We start from the raw sequence: 22,902 nt of genomic DNA, 5'->3' as shown, positions 1-22,902 counted from the left end.
ACGGCCGAGCCGGGTTCCCCTGCTCCGCCACCGCATCCTCCTCCAGTGAATCACTACACAGCGCTACCACCGATTACCGGACAGAGCCGCTCGCCTTTACAGACCCCAAGGACACGAAGAGCGCCCGCAGCCAGTCAAAGTGGCTGCGGGCGCCGCCGTTTCACTGCAGATGGGGGTGCCGGTAAGAACCGTGTCACGAGCCGCAAAGGGTCAGCAGGCTCGCTCCGCCCTCGCGAGGTGCGTGAGCACGGAGTGCCGCCGCTCGTGCAGGTATGACGGAGCGCGAGGCGGTGTTCCGGTTCGTCGACGGGATGCGGGACTGGATTCGGGGGAAACCTGACTGGGGGATCGCTTCGGGCAGCTACGGAGGGACGGGTCCGACCGCGCGTACATGCCTTATCGACGCCGTCAGCAATTGCACCGGGTTGCCCGCCGCGCCACACAGCCCGGCCGCCGGCCCAATCCGGCTGGGCGCCACCGGGACGGCGCACCCTTACCGCCGACCTCACCGGCCGCCGCCCGGCCGGTCCTCCCGCCCACACCCCGCACCGACGCCACCGGCGAGCCAGAACGGGGCGGTGCCCCCTCGCCCCGCCAAGGGCTGGACTGGGCCCGCCGCACCGAACTGGCCGCCATCGTGCTCGGCGTCCTCCTCTCACCCCTCATCGCGGCAGCCGGCATCTGGTACGCCAACACCCAGGTCCGCGACCAGCTCACCATCACCCAGGAAGGACAGATCACCGACCGGTACACCAAAGCCGTCGAAACCCTCGGCGACGACGCCATGGACGTCCGTCTGGGCGGCGTCTACGCCCTGCAGCGCATCATGGAGGACTCCCCCCGCGACCACCCCACCGTCGCCAACGTCCTGGCCACCTACGTCCGCACCCACACCAGCAAACCCCCTAAGAAGGGCGGAGAGGTGCCGGCCGACGTGCACGCCGCCCTGACTGTCCTCGTCCAGCGCGACGCCACCCGCGACAAGTCCTTCTCCCTCGACCTGCGAAACACCCACTGTCCGGCATCGAACTCCCGCCTCGCTACCGTGACTCCGACCCCTACGCAGCGCCCACCGACGTTCTGACCGGCGCGGACATGTGGATCGGCGCGAACCTGGCGGACGCGGACCTCACCCGCGCGGACCTGGCCCTCGGGGAGCATCGATGATCTTGATTCCGGTTCGGTGACGTGCCCGTTTTGCCTGGTCAGCGGGCTCTACGCGCCCGCACCCGGGGCCGGGTTGGCGGACGCCGGCCGAAGCTCACCGAGGACCAGGCCGCGCTCGCCCAACGGCTCTACGACGAGCGGGAGAAGACGGTCCAGCAGATCGCCGACATGTTCGGCGTGCCGCGGTCGACGGTGTACGGGCACCTCGACAAGACCAGGACCGTGCCTCGCCAGCCGAAGAAAACCGCGGTCACGAAGCCCTGAAAGCTACCGGTGGGCTACTTGTTCCCTGGTGTCCGGGCTAGGACTCCGGGGCCGAACAGGGCTTACCAATCTCCCAAACGTCTCAATTTCGCCTCCACCACACCTTGGGAACCATCCCCCACGTATGCTAGCTTCCCCGTTCGATTCCGAACTGCCGTGACACAACGGCAGCTTCGAGACAACAGGCATGTCTTCAGACATGGCTTCAGACATGGGAGGCCCCATGAACAGAAGCGCCGCCGTGCCCCTCGGCGCGGCCTTACTCCTTCTCCTCGGCACGGCCGTGCCCGCCGCCGCGGGAACCCCCGGCGACGGCGCGGCCACCGACGGGGCGACGCTCTACCGCGACAACACGGTCGACGTCTCCTACCGCCAGGTCGCCCCCGGCGACGCGGCGTGGAGCCAGGTCCCGGCCGCCCTCCGCGGCAGAGCGACGGAGGGCTCGTACGTCGCCCGGCTCCAGCTCGAGAACGTCTCCGATCACCCCGTCTCCAAATGGTCGCTGACCTTCGAGCTCTCTGACCGCATCACGGACACCTCCGCCGCGAAGCTCGCCGCCCCCCAGGACGCGCGCACGACGCTCCAGGGCGTCGGCCCCACGAACACCCTCCAGCCGGGCAGGACCGAGACCGTCTGGTACCGCGCCGAGCCCGGCGCCAACGCCGATACCCCGACCTGGGCGTCCTTCGCCAAGCACGGCATCTCGCCGACGGAGGACACCGACGGCGACCGCCTCCCCGACGACCTGGAGGTGCGCGCCAAGCTCGACCCCAAGTCCGAGGACACCGACGGCGACGGCCTCTCCGACTTCGCCGAGCTCGGCTACCGCTTCAGCACCCCGCTCAAGGCCGACACCGACGGCGACGGCACCAAGGACGGCGCCGAGGACCCCGACAAGGACGGCCTCACGGCCGCCCGCGAGCTCAAGCTCCGCACCACGCCCACCCGCGCCGACACCGACCAGGACGGCCTCGCGGACGCCCGCGAGCTGAAGCTCCGCACGGAGCCCACCAAGGCCGACACCGACGGCGACGGCGTCGAGGACGGCGAGGAGACGAGGCTCAGCGCCTCCCCCCGCGCTAAGAACTCCGCCTTCGACGTGACCCGCCGCGCGGACGGCGGCGCCACCGCCGCCGAGGCCACGCTCAAAGGCCTGCGCGCCAAGCAGGTCGGCGGCTTCCAGGTCACCAGGCTCCCTGCCAAGCAGCGGGAGTTCCCGGAGTCCACTCCGGGCTACCTCGGCAACGGCTTCCAGGTCTCCGCCCCCGCGGACAGCGCCGCAAGGCTCACCTTCCGCCTCGACCCCGACCGTACGGAGGGCACCGCACCGGCCCTCTACCGCTACGACGAGAAGGCCCGCCACCTCGTCAAGCAGTCGGGCCAGCAGCGCAGCGGCAGCACGATCACGGCCACCGCCACGGCCGACGGCTCCGCCAAGTACGTCGTCCTCGACAGCCACGCCTTCGACAAGGCAGGCCCCAAGGCCCCTGGCAAGCGAATCCTCTCCGACGGCCCCGGCGACGGCGGAGACCCGGGTGACCCGGGCGACCCGCTCCCGACCGACATGCTGATCCACCAGTCGTCCTTCCGCGAGGGCCGCCGCAAGGCCCCCGACCCCCAGCACCCGCCCGTCCCGGCCGACCCGCGCGTCGCCGACGACCTCACCTTCAATGACTACAACTTCGACGAACTCACCGACCTCGGCTGGGAGTTCTGGGTCGCCCGCATCACGCCCGAGTCCTGGATGTGGGCCGAGTTCAACGACATCATGAACTTCGGCAAGCTCGGCGCCGACGCCGACTACGCCCAGTCCGTCGACGACCTCCGCAACGCCTTCCGCTACGGCCGCGGCGGCCAGAGCGCGGGCACGGTCACCGTCGACGACAACTTCGACCCCGGCCGCTACCTCTACCGCGGCTCCGGCACGGCCCTCTCCCGCGCCGTCGGCGCCTCACCACAGGAGAAGACGTACACCGACAAGGCCGGCCAGATCATCAAGCAGTCCCTCATCGACAACAAGGGCCGCACCGATCAGCTCAAGGTCCAGGAGGACCTCTCCAAGAACTTCCTCTTCCAGGAGTTCCTCCGCCAGGACGTGAAGTACCCGGTGTACGACTTCTCGCTCTGGGACGCCAACCAGCGCGCCCTCTCCATCGCGATCCACCAGTTCCACGGCCACACGATCGCGCTGAAGGACTACAAGGTCGAGGGCAACTCCTTCTCCGGCAAGCTCGTCTTCCACTCCTACGACCACTTCGGTCTCGACCCGGACGACGAGATCACGGAGTACGGCTTCATCGACTGGTTTACGCTCCAGCACTATGACCGGTTCGACGGGAAGTACCCCCCGCCGATCGCGCAGGCGGACATCGAGATCCCCATCAGCGGCACGTTCTGACCTCGCCGACCTGATGCCCCACAGGCGCTCGCCGGGCCGGGTCCTGGTCGTCACGCTGCTCGTCGTGACGGCCGGGTACCTGGCCTGGCGGGTCGCCGTCCTCGCGGGCCTGGAGGCCCACTTCGGCAGCGGCTTCGACGAGCAGCGCTTCAACCGGCTGCAGCAGGAGTACGACCGCCGCGAGGACGCCTTCGCCCGGGCCGACGCCCGGATGCGGAAGCTGATCGCGGAACACCCCCGCGCCGAACGCATCGACTGGAGCCGGTACCGGACCTGCGTCCGCGAGCCCGGCCGCCCCTCCGACACGTGCACGACGACGCCCCCGCGCGACCAGAAGGTGTACGACGCCCTCTGGGGCGTCAGCGTGATCCTCTACCAGCCCAAGGACGAGGGCCGCACGTTCTACCGCTTCTACCACGAGGACCCCCCGCGCTACACGATCATGCGCGCCCCCGAGGACACCGCGGAGGAGGCCGAGGAGTACGCGGACGCCCACGGCTTCCGCTCCACCCGCCCCCTCGGGCCCGGCTGGACGATCCTCGGCCCGATCGACGACATCGGCCGCGAGGAGAAGCAGTTCCCGTAGGAGGGCTCGCGGAACGCTTCGCCGGGAAGCAGCAGGCACGAGAGGAGACCCCCACCCCCGTGAACACGTTACTGATCACCGCCGACCGTGTCATCGCAGGCCCCGCGGACCGGGTGACCGCCGACGGCGCCGTGCTCGTCGACGAGAGCACCGGCGCCGTATCCGCCGTCGGCCCCGCCGCCGAGCTGGACGCGACGGTGGATGTGTTCGCCTACGCCCGGGCCGAGGGCATCGAGCTCCGCTTGGACGCCACCGAGATCCAGGTCCGCAGGCCACCGGCCGGCCGTGGCGGGCGGCGCGCGTTCATCTCGGGCAAGAAGAAGCAGAACACGATGAAGGCCACCGTGATCGCCGACCGGCGTGGCCGCACGTTATGGACTGATGCCCTGCGACCTGGACGTATGCACGACGTCACCAGCTGCCCGCAACGAAGGCGTCGCCGTCTGCTTCCAGCATTTCCCCGAAGTGGAGGTTCTCCTGGACGACGGCTACCTCGGCCTGGGACGGGATCACCCCGGTCAGGCGATCACCCCGCCGAGAAAGCCACGGCCCGGAGCACTGCCCGGACGAGTCGAACAATGGGAACGCGACCGCCACTGGCACTCCTCCGACCGCATCACCGTCGAACACGCCCTGGCAGATCACAAACGCTGGAAGCAACTGATGCGCTGGACCCACCGCCGCGACCGCCTGCCCGACACCTACCGAGCCATCGCCGGCATCGTCTCCGACCGCACCTCCAGCATCTGAAAACAGGCCACCCAGGCCGAACATGTCCCACCCGCCATCACGCACCAGCTCGTTAGCGCACGTCCTGACGTCGTTGTTCCTCAACTCTCAACTACTGCGAGAGAGGCCACCTAGCGTCCGACCGTGTCACGGTTAGTTCGTCTTGCCCTAGTTTTGTGCTTCCCGAACCGCGAGTTGGTTGATCGGTGGCATGCCGACGAACACCGGCGAGCTCTTCCGTCTCTCATTGGCCTCGATCTGGCTGATCTTGTCGTCGGTCGCGGTGAGGCTGACGGTCAGTTTCTCGACGTCGCCCAGCCATCCTTCTCGTTCGGCTTCGGCAATCCTGGCGTGGAGGTTCTCGCGGATCTCTTCCAGACGGGGCCGTTCGCCTGGCCCCACGATCAGTACCGGGCATCGGACACAGGCGTGCTCGTGGACGCAGCTGCTTCCGTATGCTCGGCCGCACTGTCCCACGGCCAGCTTGCGCCGCTCGAAGTGCCCGAGGAACTCTTGCCACTCCTCGTCGGTCACCGCCCGGTACTCCCCGGCGGGTCGTAGGCCGCGGCGCCGGGCGATGAAGGCTCGGTGGGCCTCGATGGCAGACCCGTCAGCTGGTCGGTGCTCGTGGTTTCGGGCATGAAGGGGCCTCGCTTCCCGATGGGTGTAAGGGGTGAGGTCCCCGGCCGGGGTGCGGTCCCTTGCGGGCCGCTGGTGTCGCCGGCGCGTGCGAATCGCGGGTGTTCCGGGTGGACGGGGCCGACGGCGTTGGGATCGTGGTGGTCGGTGATCCCGCGTGGCGGGTCGGCCGCGACCATGGACGCTCGGATGGGGCATGAAGTCAAGCGGCGGTCACGGATCGGTGTCGGCCACGTCGGAGGAGGTGTGTCGGGTGGCGTGCGGGCGGTGTCGAGCGAACGGCCGCGGATGCGCAGATCTTGACGCAGCCGCCGGAGGCTGACGGGGCGTCCTGCGTGCGCTGCACCGTCTGTCCGCCCCGGTCGGCGGGTACGCGGGGGATGCCAGCATGATCCGTACTCGCCAAGATCTCCGACAAATTGCGGGGGCAAGAAGGGGATCGCGGGTGCTCTGAGCCAGGAATGTTCTCTGACGATGAGATTTCACTGGTCGTAGCAGGACCGCCGGGCTTGCGGGTACGAGACCTTGGCAGCCGTACGAGTCAAGTCCGGTTCCGCAGGTCGAGCCGCCCTTGTGCCACCACGACCGTATCGTTAGTGGACAAGTCCCCCCTCGGACACAGCTTTTGCGTACACGTGAGGTGCCGGCCGGACATCGGTCGGCACCTCACGTGTTTTCGTGGTCGTAGGTCAGCGGCGACCCCAACAGAAGTGTCAGGTCTTCTCGTCGTCCGCGAGTGCGAGCAGCGGTCCCCGCTCGCTCTCGGGGACATGGCCGGCGTAGTAGTCGTAGAGAGTGCGCCGCGAGACGCGTGCTGCCGCCGAGCCGTCCCCTGCCCGGATCGCCTCGAGCACCTCCTGGTGGTGGTGGAGCGACTCCCGCATGAGCGCCTTGCTGTTGCTTGCCTGGGCGACCTTGTCCGAGATCAGCGAGAGGACAGCGCCCCGGACCACCTGGTTGCAGACCTCGATGAGGGAGTTGCGGCTCGCCCGGGCCACTGCCTCATGGAAGGCGACGTCGGCCTTGCTGAACTCGTCGTACCCCGCGTCGATCGCGTCCGACATGACGGCGAGTGTCCGCTCCATGGCGGACAGCTCCTCCTCGGACCGCAGCCGGGCCGCCAGCAAGCTCGCCGAGCCGTCGAGAATCATGCGGAACGAGATCAACTCGGCCATCGACACGTTGTCGAACTGTACGAGCCGGGTCATCTCCTTGGTCAGGCCGGCCGACGAGAACGGCAGGATCTCGGGGCCGTTCGGATCACCCGGGCGCGAGCGGACGAGGCCGTTGCTCTCCAGCACACGCAGGGCCTCCCGCACCGTGGGCCGGCTCGCCCCGAACTGCGTCACCAGTTCCCGCTCGCTCGGCAGCCGTTGACCGGGCTTCAGGTCGCCTCGCACGATCGCTTCCTCGATCTGCTCGACGATGCGCTGGTAGAGCCGTACTGGCGATACCTGCCGGAACTGTGCCCCGTTGCTCACGGCTTGTCCCCCTTCGAGTGTGGTCCCTGCGTCTTCTCCCCGGTGGGCGCCCCGAGGGCGCTGTCCGGCCAGCGCGGGACCGCCTCGGCAGGCCGGTTCCGTTCGTACCACGCCGCCGCCCGCAGAACGCCGAGGTCATCGAAGCGACGGCCCGCGATCTGCACCCCGACGGGCCGACGGTCGGCCGTAAAGCCGCAGTTGACGGTCGCAGCGGGCTGTCCCGACATGTTGTACGGCGCGGTGAAGCCGATGTGGGACATTGTCTTCCGGTCCTCCATGAACGGCATCGGCTGCTCAGCGGGAAACGCCGCCACCGGAGCCACCGGCGAGAGCACCAGATCGTACGGGAGCGTCGCCGCCACGGTCTGCGCCTGGATGCGCATGATCTGCTGGTAGCACTGGAGTACCCTCGTGCCCGGCACGTCCGCGCCACCCCGGCACCATCGGATGATGTGGGCGTGGACGCGCAGCCCGGCGTCGGGCGCCAGTGCGCGGAAGTCCTTCCAGGACCGTACCCGCCAGAACAGGTCCAGGTCGTCAAGGAGATCCTGGCTCATGAACGGCTCGACCGGCTCCACGACAGCTCCCGCCGCCTCGAAGAGCGCGGCGACACGGTTCACCGCGGCGAGGATCCCGGCGTCGCACGGCTCCCCGCAGCCGGCGTCCAGGTGCACCCCAACCCGCAGTCCGCGCACATCGCCGTCCAGCGCCGACCAGTCGATGTCCTGCGGCGGCAGGCTTGACCAGTCCCGGGGATCCGGCCGGCTCAGGACACGCATGAACAGGGCCGCGTCCGCCACGGTGCGCGTCATGGGGCCGGCGGTGCACCCCAGGTACGGGGTGTCCAGCGGGATCCTGCCGTAGCTCGGCTTGAGCGTGGCGAGACCCAGCCAGGTGCCCGGCAGCCGGATCGACCCCCCGATGTCGGTGCCGACGTGGAGCGGGCCGTAGCCCCCGGCGGCCGCGGCCCCCGCACCGGAGCTGGAACCGCCCGTGGTCCAGGCCGCGTTCCAGGGGCTGCGCGAAATGCCGTGCCGGCTGGAGACCCCCGAGGAGAGCATGCCCCAGTCCGGCATCACGGTCGACCCGAGGATCACCCCGCCGGATTCGGCGACCCGCGCGGTGACGGGCGCATCCGTCTCGGGGACGACTGGCTCGGTCCCCGCGTTGCCCGAGGACATGGGGACGCCCCGGCGGGCGACGTTCTCCTTCAGCGTCACGGGCACGCCGTCGACGGGCCCGAGCGGTTCCCCCGCCGCCCATCGGGCTTCGCTGGCCAGGGCTGCCTTGCGGGACTCGTCCGGATCGCGTACCCAGAACGCGTTGAGCACTCTCTCGCGCGCCTCGATCACCGACTGCACGGCGTCGTGGACCTGGACCGGCGACAGCGTGCGGTCAGCGAATCCGGCCACCATCTCGACGGCCGGCATGGCGGCCAGGCCCTGTTCCGTGAGCACCCGCGCTCTCCTTCGCTCGCGTTCCCCGGGTATTCCGACCCTTGACAAGAACCGCTTCAGTCGCCACGGTACCTGACAAGCGAGCTTACTGGTCAGGCCAGTTACAGCGAAAGGTGGCGTCCATGGCGTCCATGGCGCGGGACACCAAGATCATCAGAACGGTCGCAGCCACAATCGTGTGCCTGCCGCTGGCGGCCTGCTCGGCCGGGTCCACGGTGGCCGGGAACAGCGGCGGGAACACGCTGCAGATCGGCCTCACCGCCGAGCCGGCCAACTTCGACTTCACCAAGACCGACGGTGCCGCCATTCCGCAGGCACTGCTCTACAACGTCTACGAGAACCTGGTGAAGCTCGACCAGTCCGGGAAGATAGGGCCCGGTCTGGCCACGTCGTGGAGCCTGTCCAAGGACCGCAGGACGTACACGTTCCAGCTGGTGAAGGACGCCAGGTTCAGCAATGGCAAACCGTTCACGGCGGAAGACGCCAAGTTCTCCGTCGAACGCGTCAAGTCCGCCTGGACGGTGGCGCAGAAGTCCCAGATGGACGTCGTCGACACGGTGCGGGCGGTGTCGCCCACCGAACTCAGGGTCACCCTGAAGAGGCCGAGCAACGACTGGCTGTACCGGATGACCACCCGCCTCGGCGCGATGTTCAGCCGGACCGGCGTGAGCAAGCTCGCCACCGAACCGGTGGGCACCGGCCCGTACGCGGTGAAGAAGTGGAACCGCGGTGACTCCATCACTCTGGTCCGCCGTGACGACTACTGGGGGCGCGAGCCGCACTTCGCGTCGGTCACCCTCAAGTACTTCAAGGACCCGACGGCCATGAACAATGCGCTGCTCACCGGCACCATCAACGTGATCGGCGCGATGCAGTCCCCCGATACGCTGTACCAGTTCGAGAACAACTCCAAGTACAAGGTCATCGAAGGCTCGACCAACGGCGAGGTGGTCCTCTCCCTCAACAACGGCTCGGGCCCGCTGCGGAATCCGAAGGCCCGTCAGGCGGTCCGCTACGCCATCGACCACAAGGCCCTGATGGACACCTGCTGGGGAGGCCGCGGCCAACTCATCGGCAGCATGGTCCCGCCGACCGACCCGTGGTATCAGAACCTCACGAACCTGTATCCGTACGACCGCGGCAAGGCCAAGAAGCTTCTCGAGGAGTCCGGCGAAGCCGGCCATGCGCTGCGGCTGCGCATTCCGACGCTGCCTTATGCCACCGCGTGCGGCACCGTGGTCAAGAGCCAGCTCGAACAGGCCGGATTCAAGGTCAGGCTCGACCAGTTGGAGTTCCCCGCCGCGTGGCTGACCACCGTGTTCAAGAACGCCGACTACGACATGTCCATCATCGGCCATGTGGAACCCCGCGACATGCAGACGGTGTTCGGGAGCAAGACCTCCTACACCCGCTACGACAACCCCGAATTCCGCGCGTTGCTGCAGAAGGCGGACGAGGGCACCCAGAAGCAGCAGATCACCTACATGCGGGCGGCTGCCCGGCTGCTGTCCGAGGACGCCGCGGCCGACTGGCTGTTCCTGCTGCCGAACCTGATGGTGGCGGACAAGGACATCACCGGCCTCCCCGTGAACAACGTCTCCGAGTCACTGGACCTCACCGGCCTGGGCCGGTCATGAAAGGCGGGCTCAACCGATGATCGTCCGTCTGATCCAGCGGATCGCGGTCTTCCTGGCCAGCCTTGCCGTGAGCTCCGTGGTGGTGTTCGCGTTCATGGCGGTGCTGCCCGGAGACCCGGCCCGCGTCGTCCTCGGGACCAGCGCGTCGGACTCTGCCGTGGCGCAACTGCGCGGGGAGTTCGGGCTCGACCGGCCGCTCGTGGACCAGTACCTGAGCTGGGTGCACGGACTGGTGACCTTCGACCCGGGGAACTCCTACATCTCACACACGCCGATCGGCCCGCAGCTCGCCGACCGCCTCCAGGTCACCCTGTGGCTCGTCGCCACGGGGATGGTGATCGCCTGCCTCCTGGCGATCCCCATGGGCACGCTCATGGCCGTGCGGCACCGCAGGCCGTCCGGGTTCGTTCTGTCGGCCCTGACCCAAGTCGGCGTGGCCGTCCCGGCGTTCCTCGCCGGCATCCTCATGATCACCGTGTTCGCGGTGGGGCTCGGGTGGCTGCCGGCGAACGGCTGGACACCCCCGGTGGAGGATCCGGTTCTGTTCCTCAAGCAGTTGGTGATGCCCGCGCTGTCCCTCGGAGTGGTGCAGGCGGCAGTGCTCACCCGCTATGTCCGCAGCGCCGTGCTCGACGTCCTCCGGGAGGACTACCTGCGCACCGCTCGCGCCAAGGGACTTCGCCCGACGCAGGCGCTGCTGCGGCACGGCCTGCGGAACGCGGCGGTGCCCGTGGTCACGGTCCTGGCGTTGCAGCTCGCCACGCTGCTCGTGGGCGCCGTCGTCATCGAGCGGGTCTTCGTCATCCCCGGGCTCGGGAGCCTGCTGCTGGACAGCGTCTCCAACCGGGACCTCATCGTGGTCCAGGACGTGGTCATGATCATCGCCATGGCGGTGCTGCTCGTGAACTTCCTGGTGGACATGGTCTATCTGATGATCGACCCGCGGCTCAGGGGAGGTGCCTCATGAGTGTTCCGGACACCGAAGCCGCCGTCACGTCCGCGGTGCCCGACGGCCGCCGGCGCCGCCGCCCGATGCCGGGCAGCCTCCTGGTGGGCGGCCTCATCGTCATGGTCGTGCTCGGCATGGCGCTGCTGTCCTTCGTGTGGACCCCGCACGACCCGACCCTGGTGAACCCCGCGGCGCGGTTGCAGAAGCCGTCGCCGGAGTACTGGTTCGGCACGGACAAGTTCGGCCGCGACGTGTTCAGCCAGATCCTGACGGGCTCGCGCACCACGCTGTTCGTCGGCTTCGTGGCGGTGGGGGTCGCCGCCCTGGCCGGAGTGCCCCTCGGCATCGTCGCCGCAATGGCGCCCCGCTGGCTCGGCGAGCTGCTGATGCGCGGCAACGACCTGGTTCTCGCCTTCCCGGCGCTCCTGCTGGCCATCATGTTCGCCGCCGTGTACGGCGCCGGCACGCTGGTCGCGATGGTCGCCATCGGCATCGCGTCCATTCCCCACTACGCGCGGCTGATCCGCGGCGGCACGCTGCAGGTCATGAAGACCGAGTACGTCACCGCAGCGCGCGCCGCGGGCCGCGGGCCGTTCGCGATCGCCCTGCGGCATGTCCTGCCCAACGTCAGCAGTCTCGTCATCGTGCAGGCGTCGGTCGGTTTCGCCATCGCCGTACTCGCCGAAGCCGCGCTGTCCTTCCTGGGCTTCGGAACCCCGCCTCCCACACCGTCCTGGGGCCGGATGCTTCAGGAGAGCCAGGAGATGCTGTCGATCGCCCCCAGGCTCGCCGTTTTTCCGGGCGTCGCGATCGCGGTGGCGGTGCTCGGATTCAACCTGCTCGGTGACGGCCTGCGCGACCGTTACGACCCCAAGCTGGAGGACCGCCGATGACCCCGGCACCCGACTCGGCACCGGCCCAGGTATCCGGCACGGCACCGGCATCCGGGCCGGGCTCCCCCGGCTCCCCCGACGATGTTCTGGCCGTGCGGAATCTCGACGTCGCGGTGGGCGGCCGGGGGCTCGTCGAGGACGTCGGCTTCACCATCCGGGCCGGTGAACGGGTCGGCCTGATCGGTGAATCGGGGTCGGGCAAGTCGCTGACCGCGCTGAGCGTCATGGGCCTGCTCCCCGAAGGGCTCCGGGCCACGGGGTCGGTGCGGCTCGCCGGAGTCGGCCACGACCTGGTGGGCGCCGACGAGGCGCGGATGTCCCGGGTGCGGGGCAAGGAGATCGCCATGGTCTTCCAGGAGCCCATGACCGCGCTGAACCCCACCATGAGGGTCGGGCGGCAGATCGCCGAGGTGCTGCTGATCCACCGGACCAGGCCCGACCGCGCGTCCGCGCAGGCCGCCGCCGTGGAACTGCTCGACCAAGTGGGGCTTGCCGATCCCGCGGCCGCCGCGCGCGCCTACCCGCACCAGTTCTCCGGCGGACAGCGGCAGCGGGTGGTGCTGGCCATCGCCCTCGCGAACGACCCCGCGCTCCTGGTCTGCGACGAACCCACCACCGCGCTCGACGTCACGGTGCAGGCGCGGGTGCTCGACCTGATCGTGCGCGGCGTGCGGGACCGCAGGTCGGCCATGCTCTTCATCACCCACGACCTGGCAGTGGTGGCCACCGTCTGCGAGCGGGTCATGGTCATGTACGGCGGACGGCTGGTCGAGTCCGGCCCGGTCCGGGAGGTGTTCACCCGCCCCCGGCACCGCTACACCCAGGGCCTGATCGGCGCCTCGGACCTGACCGTCGTCGACGACCGCGGACGGCTGGCCACGATCGGCGGGTCGGTCCCGCAGGCGGGCCGGTTCCCCGCCGGATGCGTCTTCAGAAACAGGTGCGCTTCTGCGACCGAAGAGTGCGCCACCAGGCCGGAATGGGTCCCGACCGGGCCGGACTCCGGCTACGCCTGCTTCCACCCGGTGCCCGAGAACGGCGCACGCGGGTCCCGCATCCCCACGAACCAGGAGGCCGGCCGTGACTGAGCAGCCGACCAGCGCCCCCCTCGAACCCGGGTCGCGGACCGGATCCGTGGACCCCGCCCCAGCCATCAGCGTCCGCGACGTCACACGCGACTACCGACGGCCCCGTACCTCACTGCGCCACCCCAGCCCGCCCGTGCACGCTCTGCGCGGCGTCAGCTTCGCCATCCCCCAGGGGCAACGGTTCGGCATCGTGGGCGAGTCGGGGTGCGGCAAGTCGACCCTGCTGCGGATCCTGGCCGGGCTCGACCGCCCCACCGGCGGCAGCGTCGCGATCGACGGCCGGGACATCACCGGGTTCCGCGAGCGACAGCTCCGGTTCGTCCGCGAGCGGCTCCAGCTCGTGTTCCAGGACCCGATGAGTTCCCTGGACCCGCGCATGCGCGTCGGCGACATCGTGGCCGAGCCGCTCGTCGCGCAGGGGCACCCGAACCGCGAGGAGCGGGTGGCCGAGTTGCTCGACGCCGTCGGCCTGGGAGCCGACGCGGCGGACCGGTATCCGCACCAGTTCTCCGGCGGACAGCGGCAGCGCATCTCGATCGCGCGCGCTCTCGCCCCCCGTCCGAAGATCATCGTGGCCGACGAGCCGGTGAGCGCCCTGGACGTGTCCGTACGGGCCCAGGTGCTCAACCTCATCGCCGACCTCGTCGAGGAGTTGTCCCTCACCCTGGTCTTCGTCTCCCACGACCTGTCCGTGGTCCGCCATGTGTGCGACCGGGTGGCGGTCATGCATGCCGGCCAGATCGTGGAGAGCGGGCCCACGGAGCAGGTGTACGAGGAACCGCAGCACTCCTACACACGCAGGCTCATCGCCGCCGTTCCGACACTGGGCAGGGCACTGTCCGGAGTGTCGGCGGCCGACCTCAACCGGGAGTAGCGACCGTGACCACGCACGTCGAAACCGCCGGCGGCGACAGCCCCTGGGTGACGGAGTTTCCCGAGGGTCTTCCCATCGGCGACACCTGGGTGGCGGCACCCGCCGCCGAGGACGTCCGCTTTCCCTACGACGGGACGCTCGTCGCGCGGGCACCGGTCGGGGACACCGCCCTCGCGCGCCAAGCCGTGGACGCGGCCGTCGCGGTCCGCGCGCACGTCGGCCGGCTCCCCTCGCACACCCGCAGGGCGGCGCTGCTCGCGACGCACGAGGCGGTCGCCTCCCGACGCGCGGACTTCGAGCGGCTGTTGGTCCTGGAGACCGGAAAGCCGTTGGTCGACTGCCGTGTCGAGGTGGACCGCACCCTGCTGACCCTGCTGACGGCGGCCGAGGAAGTGGCCCGGCTGCACGGGGAGACGGTGCCGCTGGACCTGCTGCCGTCGGGTGAGGGCCTGCTCGGCTTCTGGACCCGCAAGCCGATCGGCGTGGTCGTGGGAATCGCGGGCTTCAACTACCCGCTGCTGCTCGCCGCGCACAAGATCGCGCCCTCGCTGGCCGCCGGCTGCCCCGTCGTCGTCAAGCCCGCCCCGCAGACGCCGCTGGCCACCCTGTGGCTGGTGCACCTCCTCCGCGAGGCCCTGCACGCCGGCGGCGCGCCGCGAGCCGCGGTGCAACTGGTGACCGGGGGCCCCGAGGTGGGCGTCGCGCTGACCACCGACCGCCGGATCGGGGCGGTGTCCTTCACCGGTTCCGCCGCCGTGGGCCACCGGATCGCCCAGGACGCGGCACCCACCAAGGTGCTGCTCGAACTCGGTTCCAACGCCGCCCTGGTGGTGGCCGCCGACGCCGACCTCGACGCCGCCGCCGACGCGGTGGTGCGCGGCGGGTACTACGCCTCGGGCCAGGCGTGCATCAGCGTGCAGCGGGTCATCGTGGTGGACGCCGTGCGGGAGGAGTTCGTGGCCCGCCTGACGGAGCGAGTGGCCCGGGTGGTCGTGGGCGACCCCCGCGATCCGGCGACGAGAGTCTCGGCACTCATCGACAAGCGGTCGACCGAGCGGGTGTGCGCGTGGCTGGGAGAGGCGGTGGAGGCGGGGGCGTCGCTGGTGGCCGGAGGCAGGGTCACGGACGGGGTGATCGAGCCCGCCGTGCTGCTCGACGCGGACCGCGGCCTCCCCGTCTGGGACGAGGAAGTCTTCGGTCCCGTGGTCGCCGTACGGTCCGTTCCCGATCTGGAGACGGCCCTCGACCTGGTCAACGACTCGCGCTACGGACTGCACGCGAGCGTTTACACCAGCGCCCTCGATGCAGCGTTCACCGCCCTCGACCGCCTGGAGGTGGGCGGAGTGGTCGTCAACGAGGTTCCCGGCTTCCGTTCCGACGTCATGCCGTACGGCGGCGTGAAGGACTCCGGGGCCGGAAGGGAGGGCCCGAGGTTCGCCATCGAAGAGCTCACCGTGACCCGTATGGCAGTGATCCGTCCGACGACAACGAAGCCGTGAGGACCATGCGAGCAAAGGACCGCACCGATGCAGTGGAAGCGTACTCCCGCCTGTTCCGGCTCGACGGCCGCAGGGCCGTCGTGGTGGGCGCGGGCAGCGGAATCGGCCGCGAGAGCGCCCTGGCCCTCGCCGCGCACGGCGCCACGGTGGTGTGCGCCGACCGTGATCTGACGGCGGCCACGGCGTCGGCGTCGATGGGGCCGGGCCTGTCGGCGTACGCCCTCGACGTGCTCGACGGCGAGGCGGTCGCGCGGGCCGCCGAGGAGCTCGGACCCGTCGACGTACTCGTCTTCACCGCCGCGACGAACGTGCGCAAGTCCCTGCTCGACTACACGGCGGAGGAATTCGACCGGGTCGTGGCGCTGAATCTGCGCGCGTCCTTCGACCTGGTGCGGGCGTTCGGCCGTGGCATGGCCGAACGCGGCAGCGGAACCATCATCGGCTTCAGTTCGATTCGCGCGGTGGCCGTCGAGCCGGGACAGGGGGTGTACGCGGCCACGAAGGCCGGCCTCGTCCAGCTGCTGCGGACCGCGGCGGCCGAACTCGGCCCGTCGGGCGTGCGGGTGAACACCATCGCCCCGGGCGTCGTGGACACACCGCTGACCGCGCAGATCAGGGCTGTGCCGGAATGGTCGCAGGCGTACGCGACCAAGAGCGCCCTGGGCCGCTGGTCCCGGGCCGACGAGCTGGCCGGCGCCGTCGTCTACCTCGCGTCGGACGCGTCGTCCTTCGTCACGGGGAGCCAGCTCTTCGTGGACGGAGGCTGGACGGCGATCGACGGCCGCTACACACCGCCCAACTGAGTCGCGTCGATCAGGAACGGAGACAGTCCTTCTAGTCTGCGTCCGTCTCTCTGAGCTGGTACAGCTCGGGCACGGAGATCTTGATCGGCTCCTGCGTGGTCCGGGCGATCACGACGACCGCGGCCTCGTTCGGGTCGGGATTCTCCTCGCGGTGCGGGACGAACGGGGGGACGAGGAAGAAGTCGCCCGGTTCGCCGGCGAGCCGTACCCCCTGGGTGCCGTCGTGGAAGACGAACACGGGGTGACCGCTGACCACGTAGATCCCCGCCTCCGAATCGCCGTGGTGGTGGTTGTCCGTCGAGCTCAACGGCGGGTTCTCGACCATGCCCATCCAGAGCTTCTTCGAACCGACCGTGCCGTCGCTGATGGCGGCGTACCCGTCCAGCTCGCCGGACCGGATGCGGTGGACGCGGTTGTTCATCGTGCAGCCTCCTGGTTTCTCGATTGGCCTGCCTAGGAACAAGGCTGCGACTCCCGTGCCGGTACGACAACTGGTGTTGCCGTTATGGCAAAGCGCAACGCGACCGGGGAACCACGCCATGAGGCCGGTTGTGGTGCTCACACGTGAACCGGAAAGGCCCGGGCCGCCTCGTCGGATGCGGCCCGGGCCGGGCGGGAAGGAGCGGCGGAAACCGTCAGCGAGTCCTGCGGCGGTGCAGGGCGAAAGCCGCGGTCGCCGCTCCCGCGGTGAGGAGGCCGGCGGTGAGGGCGACCGGCAGGGTGGGGGAGATGGAGGCGGCGTCGGCGGCGTTCTGCGCGGCGAGGTCCTGGACGTACGGGGCGTACGGGGCCCGGGACGGGGCAGACGCGGCGGCGGTTCGGGTGTAGTGCGGGATGGTGCCCACCGACTTGACCGAGCCGTCCGGATTCAGCAGCACCTGCTGGTCGTTGGGGTGGCGGAAGTCGAACATGCCGCCCAGGCTTCCGGCTCGCTGGTCGAAGGAGGCGTCACCGATGCGGCCGGTGTGCCAGTTGTCCTCGATGAACCGGGTGATCGACGCCTGCTCGGTGGCCGCGTGGTCGACCGCGTTGACCTTGCTGTAGGGGGAGATGACCAGCAGCGGCTGCCGGGTGCCGGGACCGCAGCGGTCCGCGTAGCCGCCCGCGGCGGCCGGGCCCGACTGGCAGGCCGGGCCGTCGAGCGCCTTGCCGTCGGAGCCGGTGGTGGAGTCCTTGGAGCCGTTGAGCACCTTCGAGGTGACGTGGTCGTACCAGCCGTCGGAGTCGTCGTAGGCGACCACGACCGCCGTGGACTTCCATTCGGGGGACTGCTGCAGGGCGTTGATCTCCTTGACCAGGAAGTGCTGTTCGTCGACCGGGTCGGAGTAGCCGGCGTGGCCGTCCTGGTACTCGGCGGCCTTGAGGAAGCTCACCGCCGGGAGGTCGCCGGCCTTGAGCGCGGCGTCGAAGTCGGCCAGGTCGTAGTTGTGGTTGGCGCGGCCGTCGTGCCCGATCTCGGCCACGCTCTTCGGTGCCAGGTGGTGCGGGTTGGACGTCGACTTGTAGTACTCGAACGGCGAGTGGTGCGGGCTGTAGTCCTCCACCGCCGCGCCGCCGACGTTGGTGTGCGTGGTGCCCCCGCACTTGGCGTAGTCGCCCTGCTTGCCGTCCCAGGGGGTACTGGGCCGGAAGCCGCCCTGGAACCAGCCCCAGCTGACGCCCTTGGCGTTGAGCAGGTCACCGATGTTCTTGCCCTGCATCGCGGCGAGCGCGCTGGTGCTGGTGTGGTCCTTGTCGGAGCAGTCGTCGTAGGCCGGGTCCGGGTCGTTGACCACCGTGCCGACGCCCTGCGCGTCGGGGGAGGTGACCGTGTACGAGTCGGGGGTCTTCGTCTGCTTCGGGTTCTCGGTGCCGGAGGACGGGTCGACCGAGACGACGCCGTGGGTCTGCCCGGAGACCAGGTCGAGCGCGCCGGGGGTGGAGGGGCCGTAGACCGAGCTGAAGGAGTGGTCGCCGAGGGCGTAGTGCTGGGCGTAGTTCCAGAGCGCGGTGACGGTGTTGCCGTCGTAGTAGTCCATCACCAGGCCGGGCTCACCGAACAGGCCGGTGCACTTGTTGACCTCGGTGTTCTCGACGTACTTGTCGGCCTTCCCGCCGTCGGCGGCGTACTGCTCGGGGCCGTAGGAGTGGTTCTGGTCGCAGGTCATGGCCTGCGCGCTGCTGAGCCGCTTGGGCGTGTACAGGTTCGGGTTGTGCCGCAGCAGCCCCGCGGTGAGGAGGTTGTCGGTCTTCGGGGTGTGTGCCGCGGCCTTGAACTTTGTGCCGTCGGTGCCCGCGGCCTTGGGGTAGGTGGCGAAGTAGTGGTCGAACGAGACGTTCTCGTCGTAGATCACCACCACGTGCTTGATCGGCGTCGCCGTGTGCGTGGCCGGGTGACCGTGCCCGCCGCCGGCCGTGGCGGCCGACGCGGGGGCGGCTCCGCCCGCTGCCGCCAGTGCTGCCGCGCCGAGCAGGGCGCCGATGCGCGTCAACCGGTGCCGGGGACTTGCGCTTGTTCCTCTGACCGTGCCGAACATGTGTCTCGCCTTCCGGGAATGCCCAGAGAGTTGCTCTGGCCGTGGCGTCCACGGCCGAATCCTCGGCAATCGTGGAGGAGCGCCAAGACGGGTGAGCGAACGTCCGGTCAGGAAAGCCCCATGGTCTTCCAGGAAACCCCCATGGACATTTGGCCTGTCCTTGACCGGTGCCGGCCGTCGGGATCAGGCCAGCAGGCTGCGTCCCAGCCAGTCGGAGCCGTCCCGTACGCCGGGCAGCGCGAAGAAGTAGCCGCCGCCGAACGGGGTGATGTAGTCCACCAGCGGCTCCCCGGCCAGCCGCTTCTGCACGGTCTCGAACTGCCGGACCAGGTCCTGCTGGTAGCAGCAGAACAGCAGGCCCATGTCGAGGTTGCCGTTGAGGTCGGTGCCCCGGTCGTAGTTGTAGGCGCGACGCAGGATGCGCTGGCCGTCCGTCTTCGGGGTGCGCGGGTTGGCCAGGCGTATGTGGCTGTCCAGCGGGATGACGTCGCCCTGGGGGTCCTGCGCGTAGTCGGGGCTGTCGGTCTCGTGCCGCCCGTCCAGGGGCGCGCCGGTGTCCCGGGCGCGGCCGAACATGCGCTCCTGCTCGGTGATCGAGACCCGGTCCCAGAACTCCACCAGCATCCGGATCAGCCGGACGACCTGGTAGCTGCCGTCGGCCGCCCACTCCGGCTCGCCGCTGCCCCCGCCCACCCACACGAGGCGGTTCATCGTGCGGGTGTCGCGCACGTCGGGGTTGGCGATGCCGTCCTTGAAGCCCATGTGGTTGCGCGGCGTGCCCGCCGGACGGGGCGGGCTGACGAAGCCGTCCATCCGCCAGCGCACCTGCATCGCGCCCCGGGTGTGGCGGGCGACGTCGCGCAGCGCGTGCAGCACCGTGTCGGTGTTGCCGGCGCAGAACTGCACGCTCAGATCGCCGTGGCACCAGGCGGGTTCCAGGTCGTCGTCGGGGAACGACGGCATCGCGGTGAGCCGGTGCGGCCTGCGGGCGGCAAGCCCGTAGCGGTCGTCGAAGAGCGAGGCACCGACGCCCACCGTGACGGTCAGCCCGTCGGCCGGGATGCGCGGGCCGAGGGTGCCGGAGTCGGCGGGCGGCGCGGTGATGCCGAGCGGCGCGGGGACCCCGCCGGCGGTGAGGAAGCGGGCCCGGTCGGTGAGCGTGCGCAGCAGGCCGGCCAGTTCGCGGCGGCCGTCGGCGGTGACGTCGAAGGCGACGAACGCCGTGGCGCGCTGGGACGGGGTGGTGATCCCGGCCTGGTGAGGGCCGTGGAAGGGCACGCTCACGGCCCCGGGCGCGGCCGAGGCGGCGGCGTGGTCGGCGGCCACCAGCGAGGTGCCGGCCACGGCCGCCGCACCGGCCAGGAAGCCCCGGCGTCCCACCTCGTGCACCCGCTTCACGCGGTCCTCCGTACGTCGGTCAGGGCGGCCACGTCGGCGAGCCGCTCGACCAGCCCGCCCATGTCCGCGTCGAGCTTCTCCCGCTGGGCGCGCGGCAGTTCGCGCAGCGGGGTCCAGCGCCCGTCGTGCTCGAAGCGGTCGAGGACGCGCAGGGTGCGGGTCATCCAGGAGTCGATGCCGGGCAGGCCGGGGTCGCGGGACTTCAGCAGCGGGCGAAGGTATCCGAGCAGGACGCGGGTGCCGTCGAGGTTGGCGCGGGCGGTGGCCAGGTTGGTGCCGCTGCCGTAGTCGGTGCGGCCGGTCAGCTCGAACTGCACGGTGTTCTCCAGGATCTCGTGCGCGCGCAGGCCCACGTCGGCCGGGTCCATCCGCTGGTCCGGCCAGCGGTCGCGCAGCGCGTGTACGGCCGTGGCGAGCCGGTCGGCCGGGCCGCGCAGGCTGCTCGCCGGCTCGCCGTGCCACAGCCCGTACTCGACGCGGTGGAAACCGGCGAAGTCCTTGTCGTGGACGCCGCCCGGCAGACCGGCGGTCGTGCCGTTGATCGCCGTGTCGGCGTCGCCGAACGTGCCGTAGGCGGCGCCCATCCGCTCGTACACCAGATGCGCGGGCAGCCACGCGGCGCGGGCGGCGGCGAGGTCCCCGCGGTCCACGGCGTCGCGCAGCACGTCCGTCCTGCGCGCCAGCTCGACCGTGCGGGCCTGGATCCACTTCTGGTAGGCGAGGGTCGGCGCGATGAGGTCCTGCTGGGTCACCGGCACGGCGGCCGGACCGCTGCTCACCCGCGCGCCGCGGATCCGCACCGTGGGCCCGGTGACCGCGTCCGCGTCGTCGGGCAGGCACCTGAAGGCGAACGAGCCGTTGCCGAGGGTGACCTGCAACGGGCGGACGGTCCCCGGGCCCAGCCCCTCGACTTCGCCGTAGACCGCGCCGCTGTTCGCGTCGGTCAGATACACCTCGGCCGCCGTGCCGGAGGTGTTGTGCAGGTCGAACACCTGACGGCCCGGCACCGGGTGGGTCCAGCCGTGCCCGCAGCCGGACTGCGCGACCTCGACGGAGGTGTGCGGCAGGCCGTCGGCCGGGCCCGGCCTGGGTGCGCCCTCCCCGGAACTCCGCGCCGCCAGCACACCCGCCGTGACCGCCCCGGCGGCCAGGAGAGCGCCGGCCGTGAGCAGCGCGCGACGGCGGCGGACAGCCGCACCGGTCAGCGACGGCAGGGGACCGGCTGCGGCACCGGGTTCGGCTACGGGCACGCCGGGCTCCAAGGGGGTCGTGTGGGGCAAGGGGTCAAGGGGCCAAGGGGGTCGTACGGAATCTGGCGGCGCAGCCGATGCTAAGCAGGCCGCGAGCCGCACAACCGCGTTCCTGACCAGGTCCTGACCAGAGCCAAAGCCAGAATTCGCCCGCCGTTCATCGGGAGCCGGAGCCGGAGCCGGAGCCGAGAGCCGGGATCCGCGGGCCGGGAGCCAGGCGCCGGGGTCCGGGCGGAGGCGCAACCCCGCCCGGGGAGAGCTTGTGCCGCCGGGGGACCACCTGTTCCGTGCGGACGCCTCACCGCCCCAGACCGGCCGCCTTGAGCGCGCGCCGCGCGAAGACGTCCTCCCGGCGGTCCTCCATCTGCCGCAGGGCGTCCCTGCGGTCCCGCTTGCTGAGCCGGTCGAGATACGTGTGGCCGAGGACGTGGTCGGTCTCATGCTGCAGACACCGGGCGAAGTACCCCGACCCCTCGACGACGAGCGGGTTGCCGTCCTTGTCGAACCCGCGGACGACGGCACGGTCTGTGCGGGGCACCGCCATGGCGGCACCGGGCACGGACAGGCGGCCCTCGAAGTCGTCGACGAGCCGCCGGCTGCCGGAACCGGGCAGCTCCGGAACCGGGTTGACGACATGCCCGACATGCCGGACCCCGTCGTCGTCCGGGCAGCCGTACACGAAGAGCCGCAGACCGACGCCCACCTGGTTGGCGGCCACGTGACTGAAGACGACCTCAACGCCCCGGGCGATCGGGCAGCCGGCGCCGGCGAAGAACTGCGCCCGCACGAAATCCGCACCGCCATGCTCGACCTGCTCGCCGCAGTCGGCACCGTCACGGCGACCGAAGCCGCCTCCCGGCTGGGCTACAGCTCCGGCCTCTGCGGTGGCAGGCTTCATCTCCTCGGCACCTTCTGAGGCGCCGAGGCGCTCCAGCGGGGTGGCAGGACGTTCATCATCTACTCCGCCAGCCACTGCTCCACCCCCGACTACAGACTGAGGATGCCCACTTACAACGGCGGCGACCCGCTCAACTCCTCGTCCTGGGTGAAGTCCCCGAACCCGGTCTTCCAGCGGTCCGACGCCAACGGCGTGTACGGGCCCGGCCACAACGATTTCTTCAAGTCGCCCGACGGGACCGAGGACTGGATGGTCTACCACGCCAACAGCTCCGCGAGCGGCGGCTGCAGTCGAGACGGCGCCGCCGTCGATGGCCGCCAGCCGCTCCCGCACCTCCTCCGGTGAGTTGTGCACCGGCTGCCCCGTCGACGATCAT

Annotated in this window: 19 protein-coding genes and 2 pseudogenes; 13 read left to right on the top strand and 8 right to left on the bottom strand. The window is 70.3% G+C overall.

Annotated features, from left to right (window positions below; translation table 11 throughout):
- The first annotated feature begins 391 nt into the window (after positions 1-391).
- The 5 genes and pseudogenes from H8R17_RS05275 to H8R17_RS05255 form a co-directional block, all read left to right on the top strand.
- Entirely contained in the window at positions 392-1,084 is a 693-nt protein-coding gene (locus H8R17_RS05275; protein WP_187821933.1) for a hypothetical protein, read from the top strand.
- A gap of 104 nt (positions 1,085-1,188) precedes the next feature.
- Positions 1,189-1,431: a helix-turn-helix domain-containing protein gene (locus tag H8R17_RS05270; protein WP_316959313.1), complete on the top strand. Its 243-nt coding sequence runs from the start codon at positions 1,189-1,191 to the stop codon at positions 1,429-1,431.
- 223 nt (positions 1,432-1,654) lie between these two features.
- Positions 1,655-3,829, top strand: coding sequence for a DUF3289 family protein (locus H8R17_RS05265; protein ID WP_187821932.1), 2,175 nt, complete (start codon positions 1,655-1,657; stop codon positions 3,827-3,829).
- Between the two features lie 13 nt (positions 3,830-3,842).
- Entirely contained in the window at positions 3,843-4,415 is a 573-nt protein-coding gene (locus H8R17_RS05260; protein ID WP_223124638.1) for a hypothetical protein, read from the top strand.
- Positions 4,416-4,609: 194 nt separating this feature from the next.
- Positions 4,610-5,165 (top strand): annotated as a pseudogene (locus tag H8R17_RS05255) (transposase family protein); the annotation flags it as partial.
- A 147-nt stretch (positions 5,166-5,312) separates the two neighbouring features.
- Here the strand turns inward: H8R17_RS05255 and H8R17_RS05250 are convergent.
- From H8R17_RS05250 to H8R17_RS05240, 3 genes are all read right to left on the bottom strand, one after another.
- Positions 5,313-5,678, bottom strand: a complete 366-nt coding sequence (locus H8R17_RS05250) for a hypothetical protein (RefSeq protein ID WP_262505022.1) — start codon at positions 5,676-5,678, stop codon at positions 5,313-5,315.
- 818 nt (positions 5,679-6,496) lie between these two features.
- Complete coding sequence (locus H8R17_RS05245; RefSeq protein ID WP_187821930.1) at positions 6,497-7,264, bottom strand: FadR/GntR family transcriptional regulator; 768 nt, start codon at positions 7,262-7,264, stop codon at positions 6,497-6,499.
- On the bottom strand, positions 7,261-8,721 hold the full coding sequence (locus H8R17_RS05240) for an amidase (RefSeq protein ID WP_316959312.1): 1,461 nt from the start codon (positions 8,719-8,721) through the stop codon (positions 7,261-7,263). The genes H8R17_RS05245 and H8R17_RS05240 overlap by 4 nt, the downstream gene beginning before the upstream one ends.
- A gap of 122 nt (positions 8,722-8,843) precedes the next feature.
- On the opposite strand from H8R17_RS05240, the gene H8R17_RS05235 reads away from it, so the two are divergent.
- The 7 genes from H8R17_RS05235 to H8R17_RS05205 are packed head-to-tail and all read left to right on the top strand — an operon-like array spanning position 8,844 to position 16,464.
- Positions 8,844-10,358: an ABC transporter substrate-binding protein gene (locus H8R17_RS05235; protein WP_187821929.1), complete on the top strand. Its 1,515-nt coding sequence runs from the start codon at positions 8,844-8,846 to the stop codon at positions 10,356-10,358.
- A gap of 16 nt (positions 10,359-10,374) precedes the next feature.
- Positions 10,375-11,325, top strand: a complete 951-nt coding sequence (locus H8R17_RS05230) for an ABC transporter permease (protein WP_187821928.1) — start codon at positions 10,375-10,377, stop codon at positions 11,323-11,325.
- The gene (locus H8R17_RS05225; RefSeq protein WP_187821927.1) at positions 11,322-12,200 is read left to right on the top strand and encodes an ABC transporter permease; all 879 of its coding nucleotides are present in this window, start codon (positions 11,322-11,324) and stop codon (positions 12,198-12,200) included. Before H8R17_RS05230 ends, H8R17_RS05225 begins: the two co-directional genes overlap by 4 nt.
- On the top strand, positions 12,197-13,288 hold the full coding sequence (locus H8R17_RS05220; RefSeq protein ID WP_187821926.1) for an ABC transporter ATP-binding protein: 1,092 nt from the start codon (positions 12,197-12,199) through the stop codon (positions 13,286-13,288). The genes H8R17_RS05225 and H8R17_RS05220 overlap by 4 nt, the downstream gene beginning before the upstream one ends.
- Positions 13,281-14,162 carry an ATP-binding cassette domain-containing protein gene (locus H8R17_RS05215; protein WP_187821925.1) on the top strand — a complete coding sequence of 294 codons (882 nt, stop codon included), beginning with the start codon at positions 13,281-13,283 and terminating at the stop codon, positions 14,160-14,162. Before H8R17_RS05220 ends, H8R17_RS05215 begins: the two co-directional genes overlap by 8 nt.
- Positions 14,163-14,167: 5 nt before the next feature.
- Positions 14,168-15,661, top strand: a complete 1,494-nt coding sequence (locus H8R17_RS05210) for an aldehyde dehydrogenase family protein (RefSeq protein ID WP_316959311.1) — start codon at positions 14,168-14,170, stop codon at positions 15,659-15,661.
- Positions 15,662-15,666: 5 nt separating this feature from the next.
- Positions 15,667-16,464 carry an SDR family NAD(P)-dependent oxidoreductase gene (locus H8R17_RS05205; protein ID WP_187821924.1) on the top strand — a complete coding sequence of 266 codons (798 nt, stop codon included), beginning with the start codon at positions 15,667-15,669 and terminating at the stop codon, positions 16,462-16,464.
- 31 nt (positions 16,465-16,495) lie between these two features.
- Here the strand turns inward: H8R17_RS05205 and H8R17_RS05200 are convergent, their stop codons facing one another.
- From H8R17_RS05200 to H8R17_RS05180, 5 genes are all read right to left on the bottom strand, one after another.
- Entirely contained in the window at positions 16,496-16,885 is a 390-nt protein-coding gene (locus tag H8R17_RS05200) for a cupin domain-containing protein (protein WP_187821923.1), read from the bottom strand.
- 214 nt (positions 16,886-17,099) lie between these two features.
- The gene (locus H8R17_RS05195; RefSeq protein ID WP_187821922.1) at positions 17,100-18,980 is read right to left on the bottom strand and encodes a phospholipase C; all 1,881 of its coding nucleotides are present in this window, start codon (positions 18,978-18,980) and stop codon (positions 17,100-17,102) included.
- A 183-nt stretch (positions 18,981-19,163) separates the two neighbouring features.
- On the bottom strand, positions 19,164-20,378 hold the full coding sequence (efeB, locus tag H8R17_RS05190; protein ID WP_187821921.1) for an iron uptake transporter deferrochelatase/peroxidase subunit: 1,215 nt from the start codon (positions 20,376-20,378) through the stop codon (positions 19,164-19,166).
- Positions 20,375-21,628: an EfeM/EfeO family lipoprotein gene (locus H8R17_RS05185; RefSeq protein WP_187821920.1), complete on the bottom strand. Its 1,254-nt coding sequence runs from the start codon at positions 21,626-21,628 to the stop codon at positions 20,375-20,377. Before H8R17_RS05185 ends, efeB begins: the two co-directional genes overlap by 4 nt.
- A gap of 298 nt (positions 21,629-21,926) precedes the next feature.
- Positions 21,927-22,526 (bottom strand): peptide deformylase, encoded by a 600-nt coding sequence (locus H8R17_RS05180; protein ID WP_187821919.1) that lies wholly within the window; start codon positions 22,524-22,526, stop codon positions 21,927-21,929.
- Between the two features lie 18 nt (positions 22,527-22,544).
- On the opposite strand from H8R17_RS05180, the pseudogene H8R17_RS05175 reads away from it, so the two are divergent.
- Positions 22,545-22,814: pseudogene (locus H8R17_RS05175) on the top strand (family 43 glycosylhydrolase); the annotation flags it as partial.
- Positions 22,815-22,902: the final 88 nt, after the last annotated feature.

Origin of the sequence: Streptomyces sp. TRM68367, assembly GCF_014495685.1 — a bacterium.
Classification (GTDB): Bacteria; Actinomycetota; Actinomycetes; order Streptomycetales; family Streptomycetaceae; genus Streptomyces.
Note: the sequence above shows the minus strand (reverse complement) of the source record. Positions and strands in the feature narration are given on the sequence as shown.